At 42.4% G+C, this 16,690-nt stretch carries 20 protein-coding genes; 14 read left to right on the top strand and 6 right to left on the bottom strand.

The genetic code is table 11. The features are described from left to right. Window positions 1-6 precede the first annotated feature (6 nt). Entirely contained in the window at window positions 7-1,134 is a 1,128-nt protein-coding gene (locus tag TOL2_RS16625) for a tyrosine-type recombinase/integrase (protein WP_014958459.1), read from the bottom strand. A gap of 137 nt (window positions 1,135-1,271) precedes the next feature. Between TOL2_RS16625 and TOL2_RS16620 the strand changes: the two genes are divergently transcribed. Then, window positions 1,272-1,538, top strand: coding sequence for a type II toxin-antitoxin system RelE/ParE family toxin (locus TOL2_RS16620; RefSeq protein WP_269764205.1), 267 nt, complete (start codon window positions 1,272-1,274; stop codon window positions 1,536-1,538). Next, window positions 1,525-1,821, top strand: a complete 297-nt coding sequence (locus TOL2_RS16615) for a helix-turn-helix domain-containing protein (RefSeq protein ID WP_014958457.1) — start codon at window positions 1,525-1,527, stop codon at window positions 1,819-1,821. The genes TOL2_RS16620 and TOL2_RS16615 overlap by 14 nt, the downstream gene beginning before the upstream one ends. A 55-nt stretch (window positions 1,822-1,876) precedes the next feature. Here the strand turns inward: TOL2_RS16615 and TOL2_RS16610 are convergent, their stop codons facing one another. Beyond that, window positions 1,877-2,422, bottom strand: a complete 546-nt coding sequence (locus TOL2_RS16610) for a hypothetical protein (protein WP_014958456.1) — start codon at window positions 2,420-2,422, stop codon at window positions 1,877-1,879. A 274-nt stretch (window positions 2,423-2,696) separates the two neighbouring features. On the opposite strand from TOL2_RS16610, the gene TOL2_RS16605 reads away from it, so the two are divergent. The 4 genes from TOL2_RS16605 (at window position 2,697) to TOL2_RS16590 (ending at window position 4,297) form a co-directional block, all read left to right on the top strand. Next, complete coding sequence (locus TOL2_RS16605) at window positions 2,697-3,053, top strand: DMT family protein (protein ID WP_041279588.1); 357 nt, start codon at window positions 2,697-2,699, stop codon at window positions 3,051-3,053. 101 nt (window positions 3,054-3,154) lie between these two features. Continuing rightward, window positions 3,155-3,355: a hypothetical protein gene (locus TOL2_RS16600; RefSeq protein WP_014958455.1), complete on the top strand. Its 201-nt coding sequence runs from the start codon at window positions 3,155-3,157 to the stop codon at window positions 3,353-3,355. Between the two features lie 373 nt (window positions 3,356-3,728). Beyond that, window positions 3,729-4,007, top strand: coding sequence for a type II toxin-antitoxin system RelE/ParE family toxin (locus TOL2_RS16595; protein WP_041279587.1), 279 nt, complete (start codon window positions 3,729-3,731; stop codon window positions 4,005-4,007). Next, window positions 4,007-4,297, top strand: a complete 291-nt coding sequence (locus tag TOL2_RS16590; RefSeq protein WP_041279586.1) for a HigA family addiction module antitoxin — start codon at window positions 4,007-4,009, stop codon at window positions 4,295-4,297. Before TOL2_RS16595 ends, TOL2_RS16590 begins: the two co-directional genes overlap by 1 nt. A gap of 2,217 nt (window positions 4,298-6,514) precedes the next feature. Here TOL2_RS16590 and ltrA read toward each other — a convergent pair. Beyond that, window positions 6,515-7,855: a group II intron reverse transcriptase/maturase gene (gene ltrA / locus TOL2_RS16585; protein ID WP_014958452.1), complete on the bottom strand. Its 1,341-nt coding sequence runs from the start codon at window positions 7,853-7,855 to the stop codon at window positions 6,515-6,517. Between the two features lie 402 nt (window positions 7,856-8,257). On the opposite strand from ltrA, the gene TOL2_RS25005 reads away from it, so the two are divergent. The 7 genes from TOL2_RS25005 to TOL2_RS16555 all read left to right on the top strand — a co-directional run bounded on the left by TOL2_RS25005 (window position 8,258) and on the right by TOL2_RS16555 (window position 13,640). Next, entirely contained in the window at window positions 8,258-8,422 is a 165-nt protein-coding gene (locus TOL2_RS25005) for a hypothetical protein (protein WP_158406101.1), read from the top strand. Between the two features lie 110 nt (window positions 8,423-8,532). Next, on the top strand, window positions 8,533-9,363 hold the full coding sequence (locus TOL2_RS16580) for a hypothetical protein (RefSeq protein ID WP_014958451.1): 831 nt from the start codon (window positions 8,533-8,535) through the stop codon (window positions 9,361-9,363). 322 nt (window positions 9,364-9,685) lie between these two features. Further along, window positions 9,686-10,006, top strand: a complete 321-nt coding sequence (gene tnpA, locus TOL2_RS16575; RefSeq protein WP_014956142.1) for an IS66 family insertion sequence element accessory protein TnpA — start codon at window positions 9,686-9,688, stop codon at window positions 10,004-10,006. Next, a complete protein-coding gene (tnpB, locus tag TOL2_RS16570) occupies window positions 10,003-10,350 on the top strand; it encodes an IS66 family insertion sequence element accessory protein TnpB (RefSeq protein ID WP_014956143.1) in 348 nt (115 codons plus the stop codon). Before tnpA (TOL2_RS16575) ends, tnpB (TOL2_RS16570) begins: the two co-directional genes overlap by 4 nt. A 44-nt stretch (window positions 10,351-10,394) precedes the next feature. Further along, a complete protein-coding gene (tnpC, locus tag TOL2_RS16565) occupies window positions 10,395-11,927 on the top strand; it encodes an IS66 family transposase (protein WP_014956144.1) in 1,533 nt (510 codons plus the stop codon). After that, window positions 11,924-12,985 carry a DUF2806 domain-containing protein gene (locus tag TOL2_RS16560; RefSeq protein ID WP_014958450.1) on the top strand — a complete coding sequence of 354 codons (1,062 nt, stop codon included), beginning with the start codon at window positions 11,924-11,926 and terminating at the stop codon, window positions 12,983-12,985. The genes tnpC (TOL2_RS16565) and TOL2_RS16560 overlap by 4 nt, the downstream gene beginning before the upstream one ends. A gap of 88 nt (window positions 12,986-13,073) precedes the next feature. Continuing rightward, window positions 13,074-13,640: a hypothetical protein gene (locus tag TOL2_RS16555; RefSeq protein WP_041279585.1), complete on the top strand. Its 567-nt coding sequence runs from the start codon at window positions 13,074-13,076 to the stop codon at window positions 13,638-13,640. Window positions 13,641-13,816: 176 nt separating this feature from the next. Here TOL2_RS16555 and tnpC (TOL2_RS16550) read toward each other — a convergent pair whose 3' ends face one another. The 3 genes from tnpC (TOL2_RS16550) to tnpA (TOL2_RS16540) are packed head-to-tail and all read right to left on the bottom strand — an operon-like array spanning window position 13,817 to window position 16,058. After that, window positions 13,817-15,349: an IS66 family transposase gene (tnpC, locus tag TOL2_RS16550; RefSeq protein WP_014956144.1), complete on the bottom strand. Its 1,533-nt coding sequence runs from the start codon at window positions 15,347-15,349 to the stop codon at window positions 13,817-13,819. A gap of 44 nt (window positions 15,350-15,393) precedes the next feature. Beyond that, window positions 15,394-15,741, bottom strand: coding sequence for an IS66 family insertion sequence element accessory protein TnpB (gene tnpB, locus TOL2_RS16545; protein WP_014956143.1), 348 nt, complete (start codon window positions 15,739-15,741; stop codon window positions 15,394-15,396). Then, entirely contained in the window at window positions 15,738-16,058 is a 321-nt protein-coding gene (gene tnpA, locus TOL2_RS16540; RefSeq protein ID WP_014956142.1) for an IS66 family insertion sequence element accessory protein TnpA, read from the bottom strand. Before tnpA (TOL2_RS16540) ends, tnpB (TOL2_RS16545) begins: the two co-directional genes overlap by 4 nt. A gap of 54 nt (window positions 16,059-16,112) precedes the next feature. On the opposite strand from tnpA (TOL2_RS16540), the gene TOL2_RS26095 reads away from it, so the two are divergent. Further along, window positions 16,113-16,361, top strand: a complete 249-nt coding sequence (locus TOL2_RS26095; RefSeq protein WP_041279584.1) for an ion channel — start codon at window positions 16,113-16,115, stop codon at window positions 16,359-16,361. Window positions 16,362-16,690: the final 329 nt, after the last annotated feature.

Genomic DNA, 16,690 nt, shown 5'->3' with positions numbered 1-16,690 from the left:
AAAAAATTAAATATCAATCTCCTCAATAACCTCAACCGTCTGTCGTTTTATCTCTGATGTTATATGTTCATACTGCTTGATGGTCATTTCAATATTGCTATGACCGGCAATTTCCGATGCCGCCTTAAGATCCCCTTTGATGATCATCTGGGTGATGGCTGCATGCCGGAAATCATAGGGCCGAAGCCGTCTTGTAATCCCGGCTTTTCTTTTGGCGGTATTGAAAGATGAGCTGATCCGTTTCACCGGTTTGTCCTTCCAATATATAATGTATGGATGGGTGTTGTTCTCATCTTCCTTTTTCCAGATTTTTAATTGTTTCAACAGGGCAGGGTGTATGGCCACGGATCGTTTAACCGGCCCGCCCTTTTTTGCAGACCTGACCAGGAGAGTGAGATTGTCCCAGTCAATGTCATACCACTGCAAATTATACAGTTCTGCGTTCCCCGGCCTCAACCCGGTATAATAATTTATCAGGAGGGCTCTTTTTAAGTGTGCTTCGCCATGTTTTATAATTTTTTTAACTTCTCCGGGACTTGGGGGCCTTATGATTTGATCATCCCTTTTGGGCTTCCGGTATCCGGCAGCATGATTCTGGGGGATGTATTTACGGGAAACAGCCCAGTTGAGTATGGCGATAATATCCGACAATTCCCGGTGAACGGTTGTTTTGCTGGTCATTTTCATGGAACCGTCCGGGTGCTTCACCGGGACAATCTTTTGTCCATCTTTGCCCATTCTTTTTACAACAGGTGTTTTCAACCGTTTCTTTACATACAGGTCCAGCCGGTGGTGGGTGATCTGGTTGTATGCCAGGTGGCCAAGTTCGGGAAGAATCCTACCTTTGAATTTATACAGCATGTTTTTGATACTTGTTTCCGGGAGATCATTTGCCTTGGATGCCAGGTATTGTTCGGCAAGATCTGAAAAAATTATGGTCACATGGTTTTTGGGATCGGTTTTGTATTCCGAGATGGCACCCGTTTGTTTGAGTTCTTCATCCCTTTCAATGGCAAGTTTCTCTCCTTCAAGTCCCTTTCCGAAATAGTCCCGTTTTTCTTTTCTTCTGCCGGTTTCGTCCGTGATCCGGTATTTGCAGAAGTAATTCCCGGTTTTTGTTTTGTGGACGCTCATTTTTCATTGTTTCCTTTTCGGTTATTAATTAGGCCTTGATCAAACTTAACATATTTGTTAAGTTTATAAGTGTGAAATGGAAAATTACATACTACAATGAAAAAGTAAGAGGCGCTATTGATCAATGACCGCTTGGGATCAGGGCGTTTTATGCAAGAACAACAGAAAAAATGAAAATATATGGACCTAACCTTGGTATGCCGTTTACTCGGCCCATGGGACAGGGATTGTTTGAAATACGTGCCAAAGGGAAAGAAGGAATTGGCCGGGCTTTTTTCTGTACAATTGTGGGATATGAAATAGTGATTCTTCATGAATTTATTAAGAAATCCAATAAAACGCCTCGAAAAGAGATTGATATCGCAAGACAAAGGCTTAAGGAGGTAAAAAATGACCACCCATGATAACATGATAAAAAAATGGAAAGAAGATCCTGCATTCATGGCAGAATATGAGGCGCTTGAGGAAGAATTCACGCTCCTTGATGAGCTGCTGAAAGCAAGGGCAAAAGCCAATATGACCCAGGAAGATGTGGCAAGGGCAATGAACACAAAAGCCCCTGCAGTCGCTAGAATTGAAGCAGGGGGAGGCAGCAAAAAACATTCCCCATCTATTGCGACATTACGCAGATACGCTAAAGCGGTCGGGTGCCGCCTGAAAATAAAACTGGAGCCTGTCAAGCCGTAGTTACCTGTCTTTTTAATGGTTCTTTCTATGTTTATCATGTCGTTTCCATTAAACCTTACCAATTTTTTGTCGCAGTAACCATCTCCCCCAGCACAAGTCTGACCGAATCCAGCCGTCTTTTATCCGGCGGCATTGGAACCCCGCCGTGCATTTCCTTTTCAAGCCATTCCTGCCACTGGTCATTTACGATTTTGGTGACAGCATATAAAGACAAAGTATAAGGCTCTTTTGGGCCACCTTCATAAATGGTTGTTTTAAATCTGGTGTTGGCTTTTATCCTGGGGGTCTTGGGCCAGCACAGGCCAAGGCCCGGTTTGTCAACTGCCAGCCAGACATATTGACCCGATTCAAGGTTTTTTGTTTCTCCTGTGACATTGACGTCTTTTCCGGTTACGGATCCGGTCGAAGGTAAAATTATTTTCCCGTATGGCCCGGTGGCGGAATCAGATGAAAATAGTGTGGTGCTGTACTGCACGCCAAATAAGACCAGACAAATGATGATCACGATAAAAACCGGTGTTCTCTTTGGTTTTTTGACCGGTGGCGTCTGCTGTTCTATCAAGGCCTGCTTTAGGACGTTTTTGAGTTTCTGTTGATCCATATGACCTCTGCTTAAATATGAACATTACTGATTTATTTCGCAAAACATTTATGGCATATAATTGAAACGAGTAATTGTCAATTGGGGAAAACCCTTAGTTGTTATGGTTTGTTTGTTGATATGATTGAAGTTGCGTTGCTTTAAAGAGAAAGTATAATAGAAAAATAAAAAATAGTGTTTTTTCCATATTTACAGGCGGTCTGAGTAGTGATAAAGAAATTCGGCTAATATTTATAGCCGGATATCATTTACTTGTGTAAAGGGAAATAGCAGAATGCGAACATTTTTTATTTCGGCAGGGTTGCTGTGCTGCAGCAACATATTTATGACTTTTGCATGGTATGGGCATTTGAAAAATCTTTCAACCAAGTCTTGGATTATTGCTGTTTTAGCCAGCTGGGGAATCGCTCTTTTCGAATACTTATTGCAGGTCCCGGCGAACAGGGTTGGATATCAGGTAATGAGCCTGGGTCAACTTAAAATCCTTCAGGAGGTAATAACCCTTTCAATTTTTGTCCCTTTTTCGGTTCTGTTCATGAAAGAAGAGATGCGACTGGATTTCTTATGGGCCGGCCTTTGCATTTTGGGAGCTGTTTTCTTTATCTTTAAACAGAAAATATTGGGCACATGATATAAGTTACTTCCTCCATCTGAAAAAGGATATGTGGCCCATGTGATTTCTTGTGTATAAATGGATCAAAAGAATTATCACCATGAATGGGAGTTAATAATATGTCCATCAATTTCATACTGCTGTTTTCAATGACCGTATTTGTTGCCTCAATCATACCGGGTCCAAGCATGTTACTGGCTTTGACCCATGGTATGCATTACGGAGCCAGGCTAACAATCGCATCAGCTTTAGGAAACGTAACCGTCACTTTAATTCAGGCTTCTGTTTCCATTGTCTGCCTTGCATTGAGTCATAAATGAAAAACTAGGGGTTTTTACCTATTTACAGGTAGGTTAAGGAGTGGTAAAGAGTCGGGGTTAATGGTTTCGGTCGGATATCATTCAACTATAAAGGATATCCGTAACCGTTCAACAACTTATTGATTTATTTTCCATGATGTGGCTGATAATAGCACGATAAGTTGAAAAAGAGCAGTTAAGTATTTTAAAAGGGCATGATTTTCCATTTGTCATAGCTCAGTATCGTGATAAGTGGAAAATTTTAATAGCTATTACTATCAATATTATGGAAATTTTCCACTTATTGACGCTGTTCTGTGTTTAGTGCAAGAGTAAAAACCTCAAATAAAAAAAATAATGTTGCGTATTGCGCATCATGCTGTATAATTAACTCATGATAAAAACATTTAAACACAAAGGGCTACGTAAGTTCTTTGAAACTGGTAAGTTGTCAGGTATTCAACCCAGTCACAAACAAAAGCTCAGAATTCGACTAATTGCACTTGATACTGCGACATGTATAGAAGATATGAATACTCCCGGTTGGCGGCTCCATGGTTTAAAAGGTGATCGTCAAGGATTATGGGCGATTGATGTAAACAAAAACTGGCGTATCGTTTTTGAATTTAAAGATGGTAATGCCTATATAGTAGATTATGAGGATTATCACTAATGGCTATGTATAACCCACCCCATCCTGGGGAATTCATTAAAGAAGTTTATTTAGAGCCTTTAAGTGTATCGCCCCGTAGCGTTGCTTTACTGCTTAAGGTCTCACCTTCAACCTTTTCAAGGCTTATAAAAGGGCAAAGTGCAATCAGTCCAGCAATGGCCCTACGCTTATCTAAATGCTTAGGTCGTACTCCTGAAAGTTGGCTTCTCATGCAAGACAGCTATGATCTTTGGCAGGCTAAGCAAAGTGTTGATCTTTCTGGAATAGAGCCACTGGCAATCCCTGCTTAAGTAGTTTATCTAAAATCACACAGAACCAATCATTCCAGCGGACCACAAGGGGCGGCTTTTTCCAAATTCTGTAACAACTTTGGAACAGTGCTGCTCTTAACAAAATTTAGTGGAACCTTGTTCCCTCCCTGCGGTCGGTGGCCCCTGAACTCAACCGTTGAGAGTGCGACACGATGTTACGTTATTGGCTGTTTGGCGGGGCTTTTACAAGCTTCGACCAAACCCGGCATTCTCCTGCCGGTACCCTAGGAGGCATGCTTCACCGGTGCATTCGGTGTTGGTATGAAGCCCTTTCGACAAAGTACCAAATTCTGCGCAAGCAGAAGGGGTGGAAATCGTGAGACAGACACCCTCCGGGAAGCCTTATCCGGGTGAGGGCCAGGGTTCGGATGATATGATCAGCATAAGCAAATGTTTGCAGCGCCGTGATTAGGAACAAGCTAAAAAGGCTGTTAAGCTTGAACCAAAAGGTGAGCGGCCAGGGTATGGGTCTTCTGACTGCCCATACGGAGATGTTGCGCCGCCGGTGTAGAGAACAGATCTAAGTCATCCATAATTGGCAATAACGTGGAACGTGGAAATCTCGTATCTTCGCCTGAAGTATCAGGCAGGTGAAACCGCAAGGCACACTGTTGGGGGTGCGGGAGTAAGATGTAGGAAAAAGCGAATGCCATCCTGTAATGGGGTGGATACGGATTGATATCAATCGTCAGATTGATTACATTATCCGGTCCGAAAGGAAGCTGACGTCCGGCGGGTGTGTTTACAGTCACGCTCGGACAGGTGTTTCTTTGAGAGAGAATTTGGAGAATCTTTAAAGGCTGGAAAGCAAATGACGGCGACCGTTTGGTCAGCTGGTGCACCAACCAGCAAATATACGAAAAGATATTTGTTAAAAGACTGTAAATGCGTATCTCAAAGGCTGTTAAGAAGATAATGTATGGCAATCACTGTAAATTGCTAAAAAGACATTATACAATAATAGCCGGGCGGCCCTGCAAGGCTTTGCCTTAGAAATGCTTGAGCCGTATGACGGGAAACTGTCACGTACGGTTCTGAGGGGGGAAAGAGGCCGTAAGGCCTCTTTCCTACCCGATTACCTACCAGCCAGTATGATCGTTGAAATTGTTTTTTACCGTTTGAGGAATGTGTATAAGCACTAAACTCAATGCCGTTTCCTTAAGCTCAAATGATGAATTTACCAGACAGAATATCCCCCGTCATTTCTGAAAATATTAGCAGCAAGCGAGGGTAAAATTCTGTTAAGGAAACGGCATTGGCACTAAACTGAGACCATTGATTTTGTAATGAATTTAGCGGAGTTATTCCTCAAAGAATTGACCGATAGTTCCCTACCCTGCTTCACCAATCTTTAGTCAACAGTTTCAGATAAATTTGCAGTAAAAGTTCTACAGCCTGCAAGCCTCAAAAATTAAGTTTTCCCAAAAAGGCTTATTTTACAGGACGTTCCGGCTTGAAACAGCAATCATCTGATATATAGGCACATTGACCTTTGTAAAAAATTAGAACCCTCGGTCTCCCAACCAGCGGGTGAACCGGACGCCAAGGGTCTCATTCTTTTTAAAGGTTAAAAAAACTTTTGAATGATGTGCTTTCAATCAACTTTTTTGGAAACCCTTGCCGCCCGTTACCCAAACGTTGAGATACCTACCAGCCAGTATGATCGTTGAAATTATTTTTTACCGTTTGTGGAATATGTATAATCACCAAAGCGGGCGATGCCCGCAACCCAAAAATGAAAAAAACTACCGATAACAAAAAGTTCAAAAATTTATATTGCAAGCCCATCTTCAGACTTGTCAAAAATTTTGCTTGTTTTTTATGACAGGAATTCAGGAGTAAGGCACTAAACTGAGACCATTGATTTTGTAGTTAATTTAGCGGAGTTATTCCTCAAAAAGCTGACCGATAGTTCCCTACCCTGCTTACCGATTTTTTTATCAACGGTTCCAGATAAATTTGCTGGATAATTTTTCTGGTATGTAAGGTTCAAAAAAAAGTTTTCCCTGAAGAAGCTTATTTTACAGTAAGTCCTGGCTTAAATCAGCAAACATCCTGTGCATATATGCACATTGACCTTTGTAAAAATTAGAACCCTCGGTCTCCCATCGGGATAGGACCCCCCATCACTGAGGAGCCCTCCCACACCACCGGACATACGGATCGCGTATCCGGCGGTTCGGCTGATCAGGCAGATTAGTTCCCGGGCAGAAATAATCCAAGAGAAAGGAAATATTTGTTTGGCAGAGCCATGACAACCCATTTAACCCTGCTCATGCGCCAGTGTTTCTTGCGGGAATTTCCGCAAGTGACGGCATATTGAAACGGTATGCCTCGTTTAAGCAGGTTCCGGATTTTCGTTCCGGGATTTTTCCACTGTTTCCATACAACACATCTCAAGCGGCGGATAATCCAGCCGTTCAAGGACTTGAATATGTGTCTTGCTTCGGTGAGACAGTAATAATTCCACCATCCCCTGATGTACATATTCAATTTATCAATGATCTGGGGAAGACTTAGACCACAGTTCCGGTTTGTTAATTCTCGAACCCTTTCTTTGAAGCGCTCGATTGTTTTCCGGTGTATGCGGATCTTGGTCTTGCCGCACATACTGATAAATGTGTAGCCGAGAAATTTGTCCAGCCATGGTCGGCTGACCTTGCTTTTCTCTTCATTGACCTTGAGCCTGAGCTTTACGGTTATAAAACGTTTAACACTTTTCATAACACGTTCGGCCGCTTTCTTGCTCTTGAGATATATGACAAAGTCATCAGCGTATCTGACAAATTTATGCCCTCTTTTCTCCAACTCTTTATCCAGTTCATCCAAAACGATATTTGAAATCACTGGTGAAAGAGGGCCGCCTTGAGGAGTTCCTTCAGCGGCAGATACAACCACCCCGTCGATCATGACACCGGCTGTTAAGTAACTTCGGATAAGCTTGAGAACCCGCTTATCCTTTATTCTTTCAGCCAGACGGCTCATGAGGCGGTCATGGTTCACTCTGTCGAAAAATTTGGAAAGATCCATATTAACAGAGTGTGTATATCCTGAGAGCAGATAAACTTTGCCTTGGAGTATGGCATCATGCTGGGATCTTCCAGGTCTGAATCCATGACTGGACTCAGAAAAATGCGGGTCCCATATTTGCTGCAATATCTCGCTGACGGCTTGCTGGATCAAACGATCCAAAACTGTTGGAATGCCGAGCAGTCTTACTCCGCCATCGGGTTTAGGAATTTCTTTCCTTTTCACCGGTAATGGCTTGTAGTTTCCCTGCAGCAACTTTCCCTTAACTTTGGGCCAGTGGCGTCTGAGGTAACCCGGTAGTTGATCAACGGTCATGTTGTCGATTCCAGGTGCCCCTTTGTTGCTACGGACCCTTTTTAATGCTCTGAACATGTTTCCCCTTTCAAGGATAAATTCCATGAGTCGGGAACTTTCTGTCGGACTTTCGGTGATCTGTAACGCTGTGAACATTTCCATCTGCTGTGGCAATATGTCCATAAGTATACACCTCCTATTTGTCTCTATCATTTACCCGTACCATTCGGTCCGGGCACCGTTCGGGCCTTCACCGGGGTGAGTCCTCCGTGGAATTCACGGCTCGTTTTCCTGCGGCTACTATGCCCTCTGCTGACTTCTTCCATGCGGTCGGAGCAGGTTACCCTGCCCTCAGCCAATTTCTGCCGCACGCGGCATCCCAGGGCAGCATGGAAGATCTCCCGGGGTAAAACACACGTCTTTCAATACGTGGGTGCCGAGTATACGGACATTGCCTATAATGGATAGAGGACTTTACCTTGTGTTGCAGGCTCGTCCCGCAAATGCACGCCTAACTCGATTTCTGTACGTCACCCCGTACTTTTGTGCCACTCCGCCTCGGCGAAGCCACTGCCTTCCGGAGTACCGTCACCGGGACCCCGTTGTGATAACACTATGCCCTTCGCCTCCATCTGGCTGGGCTTGGGACTTGCCTTGACTTCCATAAAGGAAGATGCAGGCTCACCCTTAAGACGTGTGCCGTGCCCGGCACACAACCAGCGGGTGAACCGGACAGCAAGGGTCTCATTCTTTTTAAAGGTTGAAAAAACTTTTGAATGATGTGCTTTTAATTAACTTTTTTGGCAACCCTTGCTGCCCGTTACCCCAACGTTACATTTCAATGCAGACTATTCAAACTGGTTGAACAAAACTAATGGACACTATTTAATATGGCACAATACAAGGACAAAATTATAGGCTTCGTGGATATTCTCGGTTGGAAAAATTTAGTAGAAAGATCCGAGAAGAATTTAGGTGTTACCTTAAACGATTTATTATCTTATATTAAGGCTTTTACTACTTCAAAAACGGCGGCTGGAACTAACAACTATGAGCACACTATTTGTCCAGATAGCAAGAAAGTTAATGACAATTTAGACTTTCAAAAAACCCAAGTTTCAGACTGTGTGATATTGTCCAGTGAAAAATCCCCGGCTGGCGTTATCGCCTTACTCAAAGAATGTAATGCAATATCATACAATTTATTGTGTCATGGAATTATGTGTAGGGGGTACATAACAGTTGGTAAAATGCTGCACACCGAAGGGAATACAGTTATTGGCACAGGTTATCAGCATGCTCTTGCTATGGAAAAGGAATTTGGCTTGCCATTCATTGGAATCGACTCCAAAGTGAACGAATTCATCGAAAAGCATACAGACCGGTGTGTTCAAAAAACATATTCTAACCTAATTTTAAAGGACGCAGATTTTATTTCCCTATTTCCTTTTAGAGACCTAAGTGGTTCTTTTATAATAGGAAGTTTCATGGGAATTCCTTTCGATGCCAATAAATATCGAGATTCAAATCAAAAAACCCGTATTTTTATAGAAAAAGCCATTACACTTCTGATCAAGCACACAGATATTAAAAAAGATAAGGCTGTTGCAAAGACCAAAATTTATATCAAAGAACTTATCAAAGAGCTTCTTGGATGCCAAGAAACAGATCAGCTATTAGATCAATTAAATAAAGAATTTGAAACAAAATCAAAACTATAAAAATTGAGGTTAAATTTTTAATTGCTTGACAACAATTATAGCATTTAAGGTCGTTTATCCAAGAGAATGTAACAGGCGGGTGAACCGGACAGCAAGGGTCTCCTTCTTTTTAAAGATTGAAAAACTTTTAAATGATGTGCTTTCAATCGACTTTTTTGGAAACCCTTGCTGCCCGTTACCCAAGCGTTCGATGAGGTAAAAAATGGAAATTAGTGATCTTACTGGTCTTAGCAAACCACTGACAAGGTAAGCGGTAATTAAACCCCATCTACTAAGGCCTCCAGATTTCGCTTAATATCTCTTCTCAAAAAGGAGGTGTGTATTGAGCAAATCGTGGAAGAAAATAAACGAAGAAAAGGCAATATTCTGGAAAACACATATCGATCAATGGACTGAATCCCGCCTGTCCCAAATAGAGTACTGCCGCCAGAATGGCCTGAGGCCGAACAGGTTCACCTATTGGAAGATTAAATTCGGTAAACCAAATCAGCCCACAGGACTGGTTCAGGTTCCTGTGCCGACTCACTTTTGTCAAGCAGGGCTAAAACTGAATATAGGCCGGGAACTGCAAGTGGAAATCCCTGACGGTTTTAAGAAAGAAACCCTTGAGCAGGTGCTTTCTGTATTGAAGGCTGTCCAATGATGAATTTTCCGTCAGACACCAAGGTCTATCTATTCTTAGGCGCAACGGATATGCGCAAAGCTATTAACGGATTGTCCGTCATTGTCAGTGAACAGATGCAACTTGACATATTTTCCTCCAACTTGTTTGTATTCTGCAACCGGACGCAGACCATTTTAAAAATTTTATACTGGGATAAAAATGGCTTCTGTATGTGGCAGAAACGTCTTGAAAAAGACCGTTTCAAGTGGCCGAAAACATCTGACGATGTCATGAATATTACCAGTCGAGAGTTGTCCTGGTTAGTTGACGGCCTGAATATAAATCAGGCACATAAACCCTTGAAATATTCCATGATTTATTGATGTTAAAACTATGAAAAAGCCCGTGGTTATGGTATATACAGTCCATGACTAAAGGCAAGGTAAAAGGTAATCGGAATCTGGATGAAGTGAAGAAAATTGCTTGTGATTTGATTGATGAGAATCAAATCCTTAAAGAGCAGGTTAAATCACTTCAGAATATGATCTTTGGTCGCAAATCAGAGAAAACGCCTAAAGATGACGGGCAAATGTCTCTGTTCGATATGCCTGAACCCGAACTTCCTATCCTGGAAAAAGAGGAGGAAGACGTAACGATTGGTGAACATACCCGTAAAAAACGTGGCCGCAAGCCTTTACCCGCCGATCTTCCCCGTATAGATGTTATACATGAACTCAGCGAGGATGAAAGACAGTGCAACTGCGGTTGCCTTAAGGAACGCATCGGCCAGGAAGAGTCAGAACAACTGGACTATATCCCTGCCAAAGTAAGGGTACTTCGAAACATCCGGTATAAATACGCCTGCAAAAATTGTGAAGGTGTGGAAGACGACGGCCCCACCGTGTCAATTGCCAGGATGCCTGAACAGATTATCCCCAAAAGCATTGCTACCCCGGGCCTTCTGGCACATATTCTGACCGCAAAATTTGCAGATGCCCTGCCGTTTTACCGTCAGGAAAAGCAATTTACCAGGATCGGTATTGAACTTGGCCGGTCGACCATGTGTACATGGGCCATGAAAGTCGCTGACGCCTGTGATATTCTAATCGACATGATGCAAAAGGACATACTGGCAAGCCCGATGATTGGTGCTGATGAAACACCTCTTCTGGTCTTAAAGGGCCCCCGGAAATCAAAATCATATATGTGGATTTTTAGAGGTGGTCCGCCTGATATGCCAATTATTCAATTCCAATATCATCCGACACGATCCGGAGATGTTGCCGCATCATTTTTGAATGGATACAAAGGCATTGTTCAGACGGATGGCTATAAAGGATATGATTTTCTGGACAAAATAACAGATATCATTCATGTGGCATGCTGGACTCACGCCCGCAGGGGATTTAAAAATGTAACAAAAGCTGCAGGGAATAAAAAGAGTTCGTCGGGCAATGCCGGCACCGCTTTAAAGTATATCAGTCTGCTTTATAAAATTGAAAAAGAAGCCCGGGTGCAGGAATTAACGCCTGACCAATTATATGCTCGGAGGCAAAAAGAAGCGGTTCCAATTTTAGAAGAGTTCAAGAAATGGCTTGATGCAAGAGTGGAAAAAGTTCCTCCCAAAAGTCTGCTTGGCAAGGCGATCCATTATACTCTCAACCAATGGCACAGGCTCATCCAATACACGACCGACGGAATCATCAGGCCTGATAACAATCTGGTTGAAAATGCCATCCGACCTTTTGTGGTCGGACGAAAGAATTGGCTTTTCTCGGACACCGTTAAGGGTGCCCGGGCCAGTGCACTGATTTACAGCTTGATTGAAACAGCCAAATCAAATGGGCTGGAGCCATATTGGTATCTCAAATATCTGTTTGAACACTTGCCTGAGGCTATGACGGAAGATGATTTTAAGGCGTTGCTTCCATACAATGTCGATAAAAAACAGTTGGCTTGACCTTCCGCCCCCTGAGTGGGGTTAAAACATCGCTTACCAAACCACTGACAAGATTAATTGAGGTAGTATCATCAGGAATTGGAGCTGTTTTTCGACCTTACTTAATCAAACGAGATGCTGATGCTCATGCCTATGAAGCTAATAAGTTATCTGAAACTCTCAAAGGAATAGCAGAAAAGCAAAATTTACCTGTTGTTTATAAAAACGGTCCAGTTGAAATGTGGCAAAAACCGGAAGACAGTACTCTTATTTTATCTCAAGTAGACCTTACTGATCGCTGTTCAAATCGCATTGATTATCAAGAAAGGAAAAAGCAGGAAAATATTGAAAAAATTACTGCCACAGCTGCAAATGAGCTTGCCCATGAGACTGATGTTCCAAATGAGCCACCAGAAGAAGATTGGATTACACGTTTTTTTAACTGTGCCCAAGACATTAGCTCAGATGAAATGCAAGAGCTTTGGGGGCGTATCCTATCAGGTGAAATAAAGAAACCTGGCTCATATTCTCTTCGTACTCTCGAATTTATCAAAAATCTTACAAAAAAAGAAGCACATACTTTTGAACAGGTAGCTAAGTTGGCGATTCAAATTCCTGGTGATACATGGGTCGTAATCGTTCACAATAAAACGTGGTTGAAAGATAATCGACAAATATTCCCCATGCATCAGTTTCTTTTAGGAGAACTTGGAGTTATGTACCCTTCAGATCTTAGTTTCAATGCTTTTGAAGATTCAAAAACTACTGAAATAGCACTTTTTTCCGATGCTCACCTATTATTACTAAAACGGGGTGAAATAAAAACTAAAGTTCAGATTCCAATATGGAAATTTACTGGGATTGGAAAAGAGTTACTCTCGCTGACGCAAAAGCCTCTTGACGAACAATATTTTAATTATATTGGGAAATTTTTTATACAAAAGAAGGGGAAAGCGTTGATTGCAAAAATCAAGTCAAGGCTTCCTGATGGCAGAGTGGCATACGACATAGCAAAAGAAATTAAAATCGAACCAGCGAGTGAACCGGACGGCAAGGGTCTGCTTTTTTTGAAAGATTGAAAAATTTTTAAATGATGTGCTTTTGATGAACTTTTTTGGAAACCCTTGCCGCCCGTTACCCAACCGTTATCTGAAAAAGGAGAGACCTATGAAAGCATATGGAATAATTCAAAAATTTTCTTGTTTTTTGTTTATACTTTTTATTTCGGCATGCGTAACGGGTATGCCCGGAATGCCAGGTGCAATTTCTGAAAGCAAATCACAGTTTGATGGAACAAAACAAGTTTCGATGGAACCAGCATGGCTTTACAGCACTTATATTAAATTGGCATTATTCAAGAACTCAAAAATGAATAAAGATGATATTATAATGACAGCCGTTGTCAAAGGAGCACATAACTTTGCCAAAGACGCTTCTCTTCATTTCAACGTTGATGGTGAAATAATTAGTTTTAATTCTGTTGATAGCTTAACTGACATCAACACTTCATCTGGTTTTGTCGGTAACGGGCTCTATATCCCTCCGTCGAATTGGTCATCACAGGATTATGTAGTAGGCAAAGAATTTATAAACAAAATAATCAATGCCAATAAGGTCATCGTGAAAATTGATTTAAGAAAATCATATATTGAAGGTGTATTTTCACACGATGGGCCTACTACTGCAAGGCCAGCTTTTAGAAAATTCTTAAAGAGAATAGAAACATTACAGTGACCATATAACGTATTTACCTGTAATCACATAACAGGCGGGTGAACCGGACAGCAAGGGTCTCCTTCTTTTTAAAGATTGAAAAAACTTTTGAACGATGTGCTTTCGATCAACTTTATTGGAAACCCTTGCTGCCCGTTACGTAAGCGATGTTTTAACCCCACTCAGGGGGCGGAAGGTCAAGCCAACTGTTTTTTATCGACATTGTATGGAAGCAACGCCTTAAAATCATCTTCCGTCATAGCCTCAGGCAAGTGTTCAAACAGATATTTGAGATACCAATATGGCTCCAGCCCATTTGATTTGGCTGTTTCAATCAAGCTGTAAATCAGTGCACTGGCCCGGGCACCCTTAACGGTGTCCGAGAAAAGCCAATTCTTTCGTCCGACCACAAAAGGTCGGATGGCATTTTCAACCAGATTGTTATCAGGCCTGATGATTCCGTCGGTCGTGTATTGGATGAGCCTGTGCCATTGGTTGAGAGTATAATGGATCGCCTTGCCAAGCAGACTTTTGGGAGGAACTTTTTCCACTCTTGCATCAAGCCATTTCTTGAACTCTTCTAAAATTGGAACCGCTTCTTTTTGCCTCCGAGCATATAATTGGTCAGGCGTTAATTCCTGCACCCGGGCTTCTTTTTCAATTTTATAAAGCAGACTGATATACTTTAAAGCGGTGCCGGCATTGCCCGACGAACTCTTTTTATTCCCTGCAGCTTTTGTTACATTTTTAAATCCCCTGCGGGCGTGAGTCCAGCATGCCACATGAATGATATCTGTTATTTTGTCCAGAAAATCATATCCTTTATAGCCATCCGTCTGAACAATGCCTTTGTATCCATTCAAAAATGATGCGGCAACATCTCCGGATCGTGTCGGATGATATTGGAATTGAATAATTGGCATATCAGGCGGACCACCTCTAAAAATCCACATATATGATTTTGATTTCCGGGGGCCCTTTAAGACCAGAAGAGGTGTTTCATCAGCACCAATCATCGGGCTTGCCAGTATGTCCTTTTGCATCATGTCGATTAGAATATCACAGGCGTCAGCGACTTTCATGGCCCATGTACACATGGTCGACCGGCCAAGTTCAATACCGATCCTGGTAAATTGCTTTTCCTGACGGTAAAACGGCAGGGCATCTGCAAATTTTGCGGTCAGAATATGTGCCAGAAGGCCCGGGGTAGCAATGCTTTTGGGGATAATCTGTTCAGGCATCCTGGCAATTGACACGGTGGGGCCGTCGTCTTCCACACCTTCACAATTTTTGCAGGCGTATTTATACCGGATGTTTCGAAGTACCCTTACTTTGGCAGGGATATAGTCCAGTTGTTCTGACTCTTCCTGGCCGATGCGTTCCTTAAGGCAACCGCAGTTGCACTGTCTTTCATCCTCGCTGAGTTCATGTATAACATCTATACGGGGAAGATCGGCGGGTAAAGGCTTGCGGCCACGTTTTTTACGGGTATGTTCACCAATCGTTACGTCTTCCTCCTCTTTTTCCAGGATAGGAAGTTCGGGTTCAGGCATATCGAACAGAGACATTTGCCCGTCATCTTTAGGCGTTTTCTCTGATTTGCGACCAAAGATCATATTCTGAAGTGATTTAACCTGCTCTTTAAGGATTTGATTCTCATCAATCAAATCACAAGCAATTTTCTTCACTTCATCCAGATTCCGATTACCTTTTACCTTGCCTTTAGTCATGGACTGTATATACCATAACCACGGGCTTTTTCATAGTTTTAACATCAATAAATCATGGAATATTTCAAGGGTTTATGTGCCTGATTTATATTCAGGCCGTCAACTAACCAGGACAACTCTCGACTGGTAATATTCATGACATCGTCAGATGTTTTCGGCCACTTGAAACGGTCTTTTTCAAGACGTTTCTGCCACATACAGAAGCCATTTTTATCCCAGTATAAAATTTTTAAAATGGTCTGCGTCCGGTTGCAGAATACAAACAAGTTGGAGGAAAATATGTCAAGTTGCATCTGTTCACTGACAATGACGGACAATCCGTTAATAGCTTTGCGCATATCCGTTGCGCCTAAGAATAGATAGACCTTGGTGTCTGACGGAAAATTCATCATTGGACAGCCTTCAATACAGAAAGCACCTGCTCAAGGGTTTCTTTCTTAAAACCGTCAGGGATTTCCACTTGCAGTTCCCGGCCTATATTCAGTTTTAGCCCTGCTTGACAAAAGTGAGTCGGCACAGGAACCTGAACCAGTCCTGTGGGCTGATTTGGTTTACCGAATTTAATCTTCCAATAGGTGAACCTGTTCGGCCTCAGGCCATTCTGGCGGCAGTACTCTATTTGGGACAGGCGGGATTCAGTCCATTGATCGATATGTGTTTTCCAGAATATTGCCTTTTCTTCGTTTATTTTCTTCCACGATTTGCTCAATACACACCTCCTTTTTGAGAAGAGATATTAAGCGAAATCTGGAGGCCTTAGTAGATGGGGTTTAATTACCGCTTACTGTATTCTTACTTCCCAGAATTGTTTACAATCGCAAATGACCGGCCACCTACAAAATTCACCTACTATTACTATAGCATCGTTACTTTTACGACTTTGGGTTTTGGTGATATTGTTCCGAACGATATCAAATCTGAAATAATAATTACAATTGAAGTGATTCTCGGCTATATCATGTTGGGAGGCCTAATAAGCATTTTTGCAACGAAATTTATTCCCAAAGAGTAGTCGTATGATCGAAACTTAACCAGCGTGTGAACCGGACGGCAAGGGTCTCCTTCTTTTTAAAGGTTGAAAAAACTTTTAATGATGTGCTTTCAATGAACTTTATTGGAAACCCTTGCCGCCCGTTACCCAAACGTTAGAGTGCGACACGAGGTTACGTTATTGGCTGTTTGGCGGGGCTTTCACAAGCTTCGACCAAACCCGGCATTCTCCTGCCGGTACCCTAGGAGGCATGCTTCACCGGTGCATTCGGTGTTGGTATGAAGCCCTTTCGACAAAGTACCAAATTCTGCGCAAGCAGAAGGGGTGGAAATCGTGAGACAGACACCCTC

It is taken from the genome of Desulfobacula toluolica Tol2, from assembly GCF_000307105.1.
Classification (GTDB): domain Bacteria; phylum Desulfobacterota; class Desulfobacteria; order Desulfobacterales; family Desulfobacteraceae; genus Desulfobacula; species Desulfobacula toluolica.
The sequence above is the reverse complement of the archived record's forward strand: the minus strand, read 5'-3'. Positions and strand labels throughout refer to the sequence as shown.

Coding starts and splice junctions, on each gene's coding strand:
- TOL2_RS16625 (WP_014958459.1), bottom strand. CDS start 1,134: ATGAGCGTCCACAAAACAAAAACCGGGAATTACTTCTGCAAATACCGG.
- TOL2_RS16615 (WP_014958457.1), top strand. CDS start 1,525: ATGACCACCCATGATAACATGATAAAAAAATGGAAAGAAGATCCTGCA.
- TOL2_RS16610 (WP_014958456.1), bottom strand. CDS start 2,422: ATGGATCAACAGAAACTCAAAAACGTCCTAAAGCAGGCCTTGATAGAA.
- TOL2_RS16605 (WP_041279588.1), top strand. CDS start 2,697: ATGCGAACATTTTTTATTTCGGCAGGGTTGCTGTGCTGCAGCAACATA.
- TOL2_RS16600 (WP_014958455.1), top strand. CDS start 3,155: ATGTCCATCAATTTCATACTGCTGTTTTCAATGACCGTATTTGTTGCC.
- TOL2_RS16595 (WP_041279587.1), top strand. CDS start 3,729: ATGATAAAAACATTTAAACACAAAGGGCTACGTAAGTTCTTTGAAACT.
- TOL2_RS16590 (WP_041279586.1), top strand. CDS start 4,007: ATGGCTATGTATAACCCACCCCATCCTGGGGAATTCATTAAAGAAGTT.
- ltrA (WP_014958452.1), bottom strand. CDS start 7,855: ATGATAGAGACAAATAGGAGGTGTATACTTATGGACATATTGCCACAG.
- TOL2_RS25005 (WP_158406101.1), top strand. CDS start 8,258: ATGCCCTTCGCCTCCATCTGGCTGGGCTTGGGACTTGCCTTGACTTCC.
- TOL2_RS16580 (WP_014958451.1), top strand. CDS start 8,533: ATGGCACAATACAAGGACAAAATTATAGGCTTCGTGGATATTCTCGGT.
- tnpB (WP_014956143.1), top strand. CDS start 10,003: ATGATGAATTTTCCGTCAGACACCAAGGTCTATCTATTCTTAGGCGCA.
- tnpC (WP_014956144.1), top strand. CDS start 10,395: ATGACTAAAGGCAAGGTAAAAGGTAATCGGAATCTGGATGAAGTGAAG.
- TOL2_RS16555 (WP_041279585.1), top strand. CDS start 13,074: ATGAAAGCATATGGAATAATTCAAAAATTTTCTTGTTTTTTGTTTATA.
- tnpC (WP_014956144.1), bottom strand. CDS start 15,349: ATGACTAAAGGCAAGGTAAAAGGTAATCGGAATCTGGATGAAGTGAAG.
- tnpB (WP_014956143.1), bottom strand. CDS start 15,741: ATGATGAATTTTCCGTCAGACACCAAGGTCTATCTATTCTTAGGCGCA.
- TOL2_RS26095 (WP_041279584.1), top strand. CDS start 16,113: ATGGGGTTTAATTACCGCTTACTGTATTCTTACTTCCCAGAATTGTTT.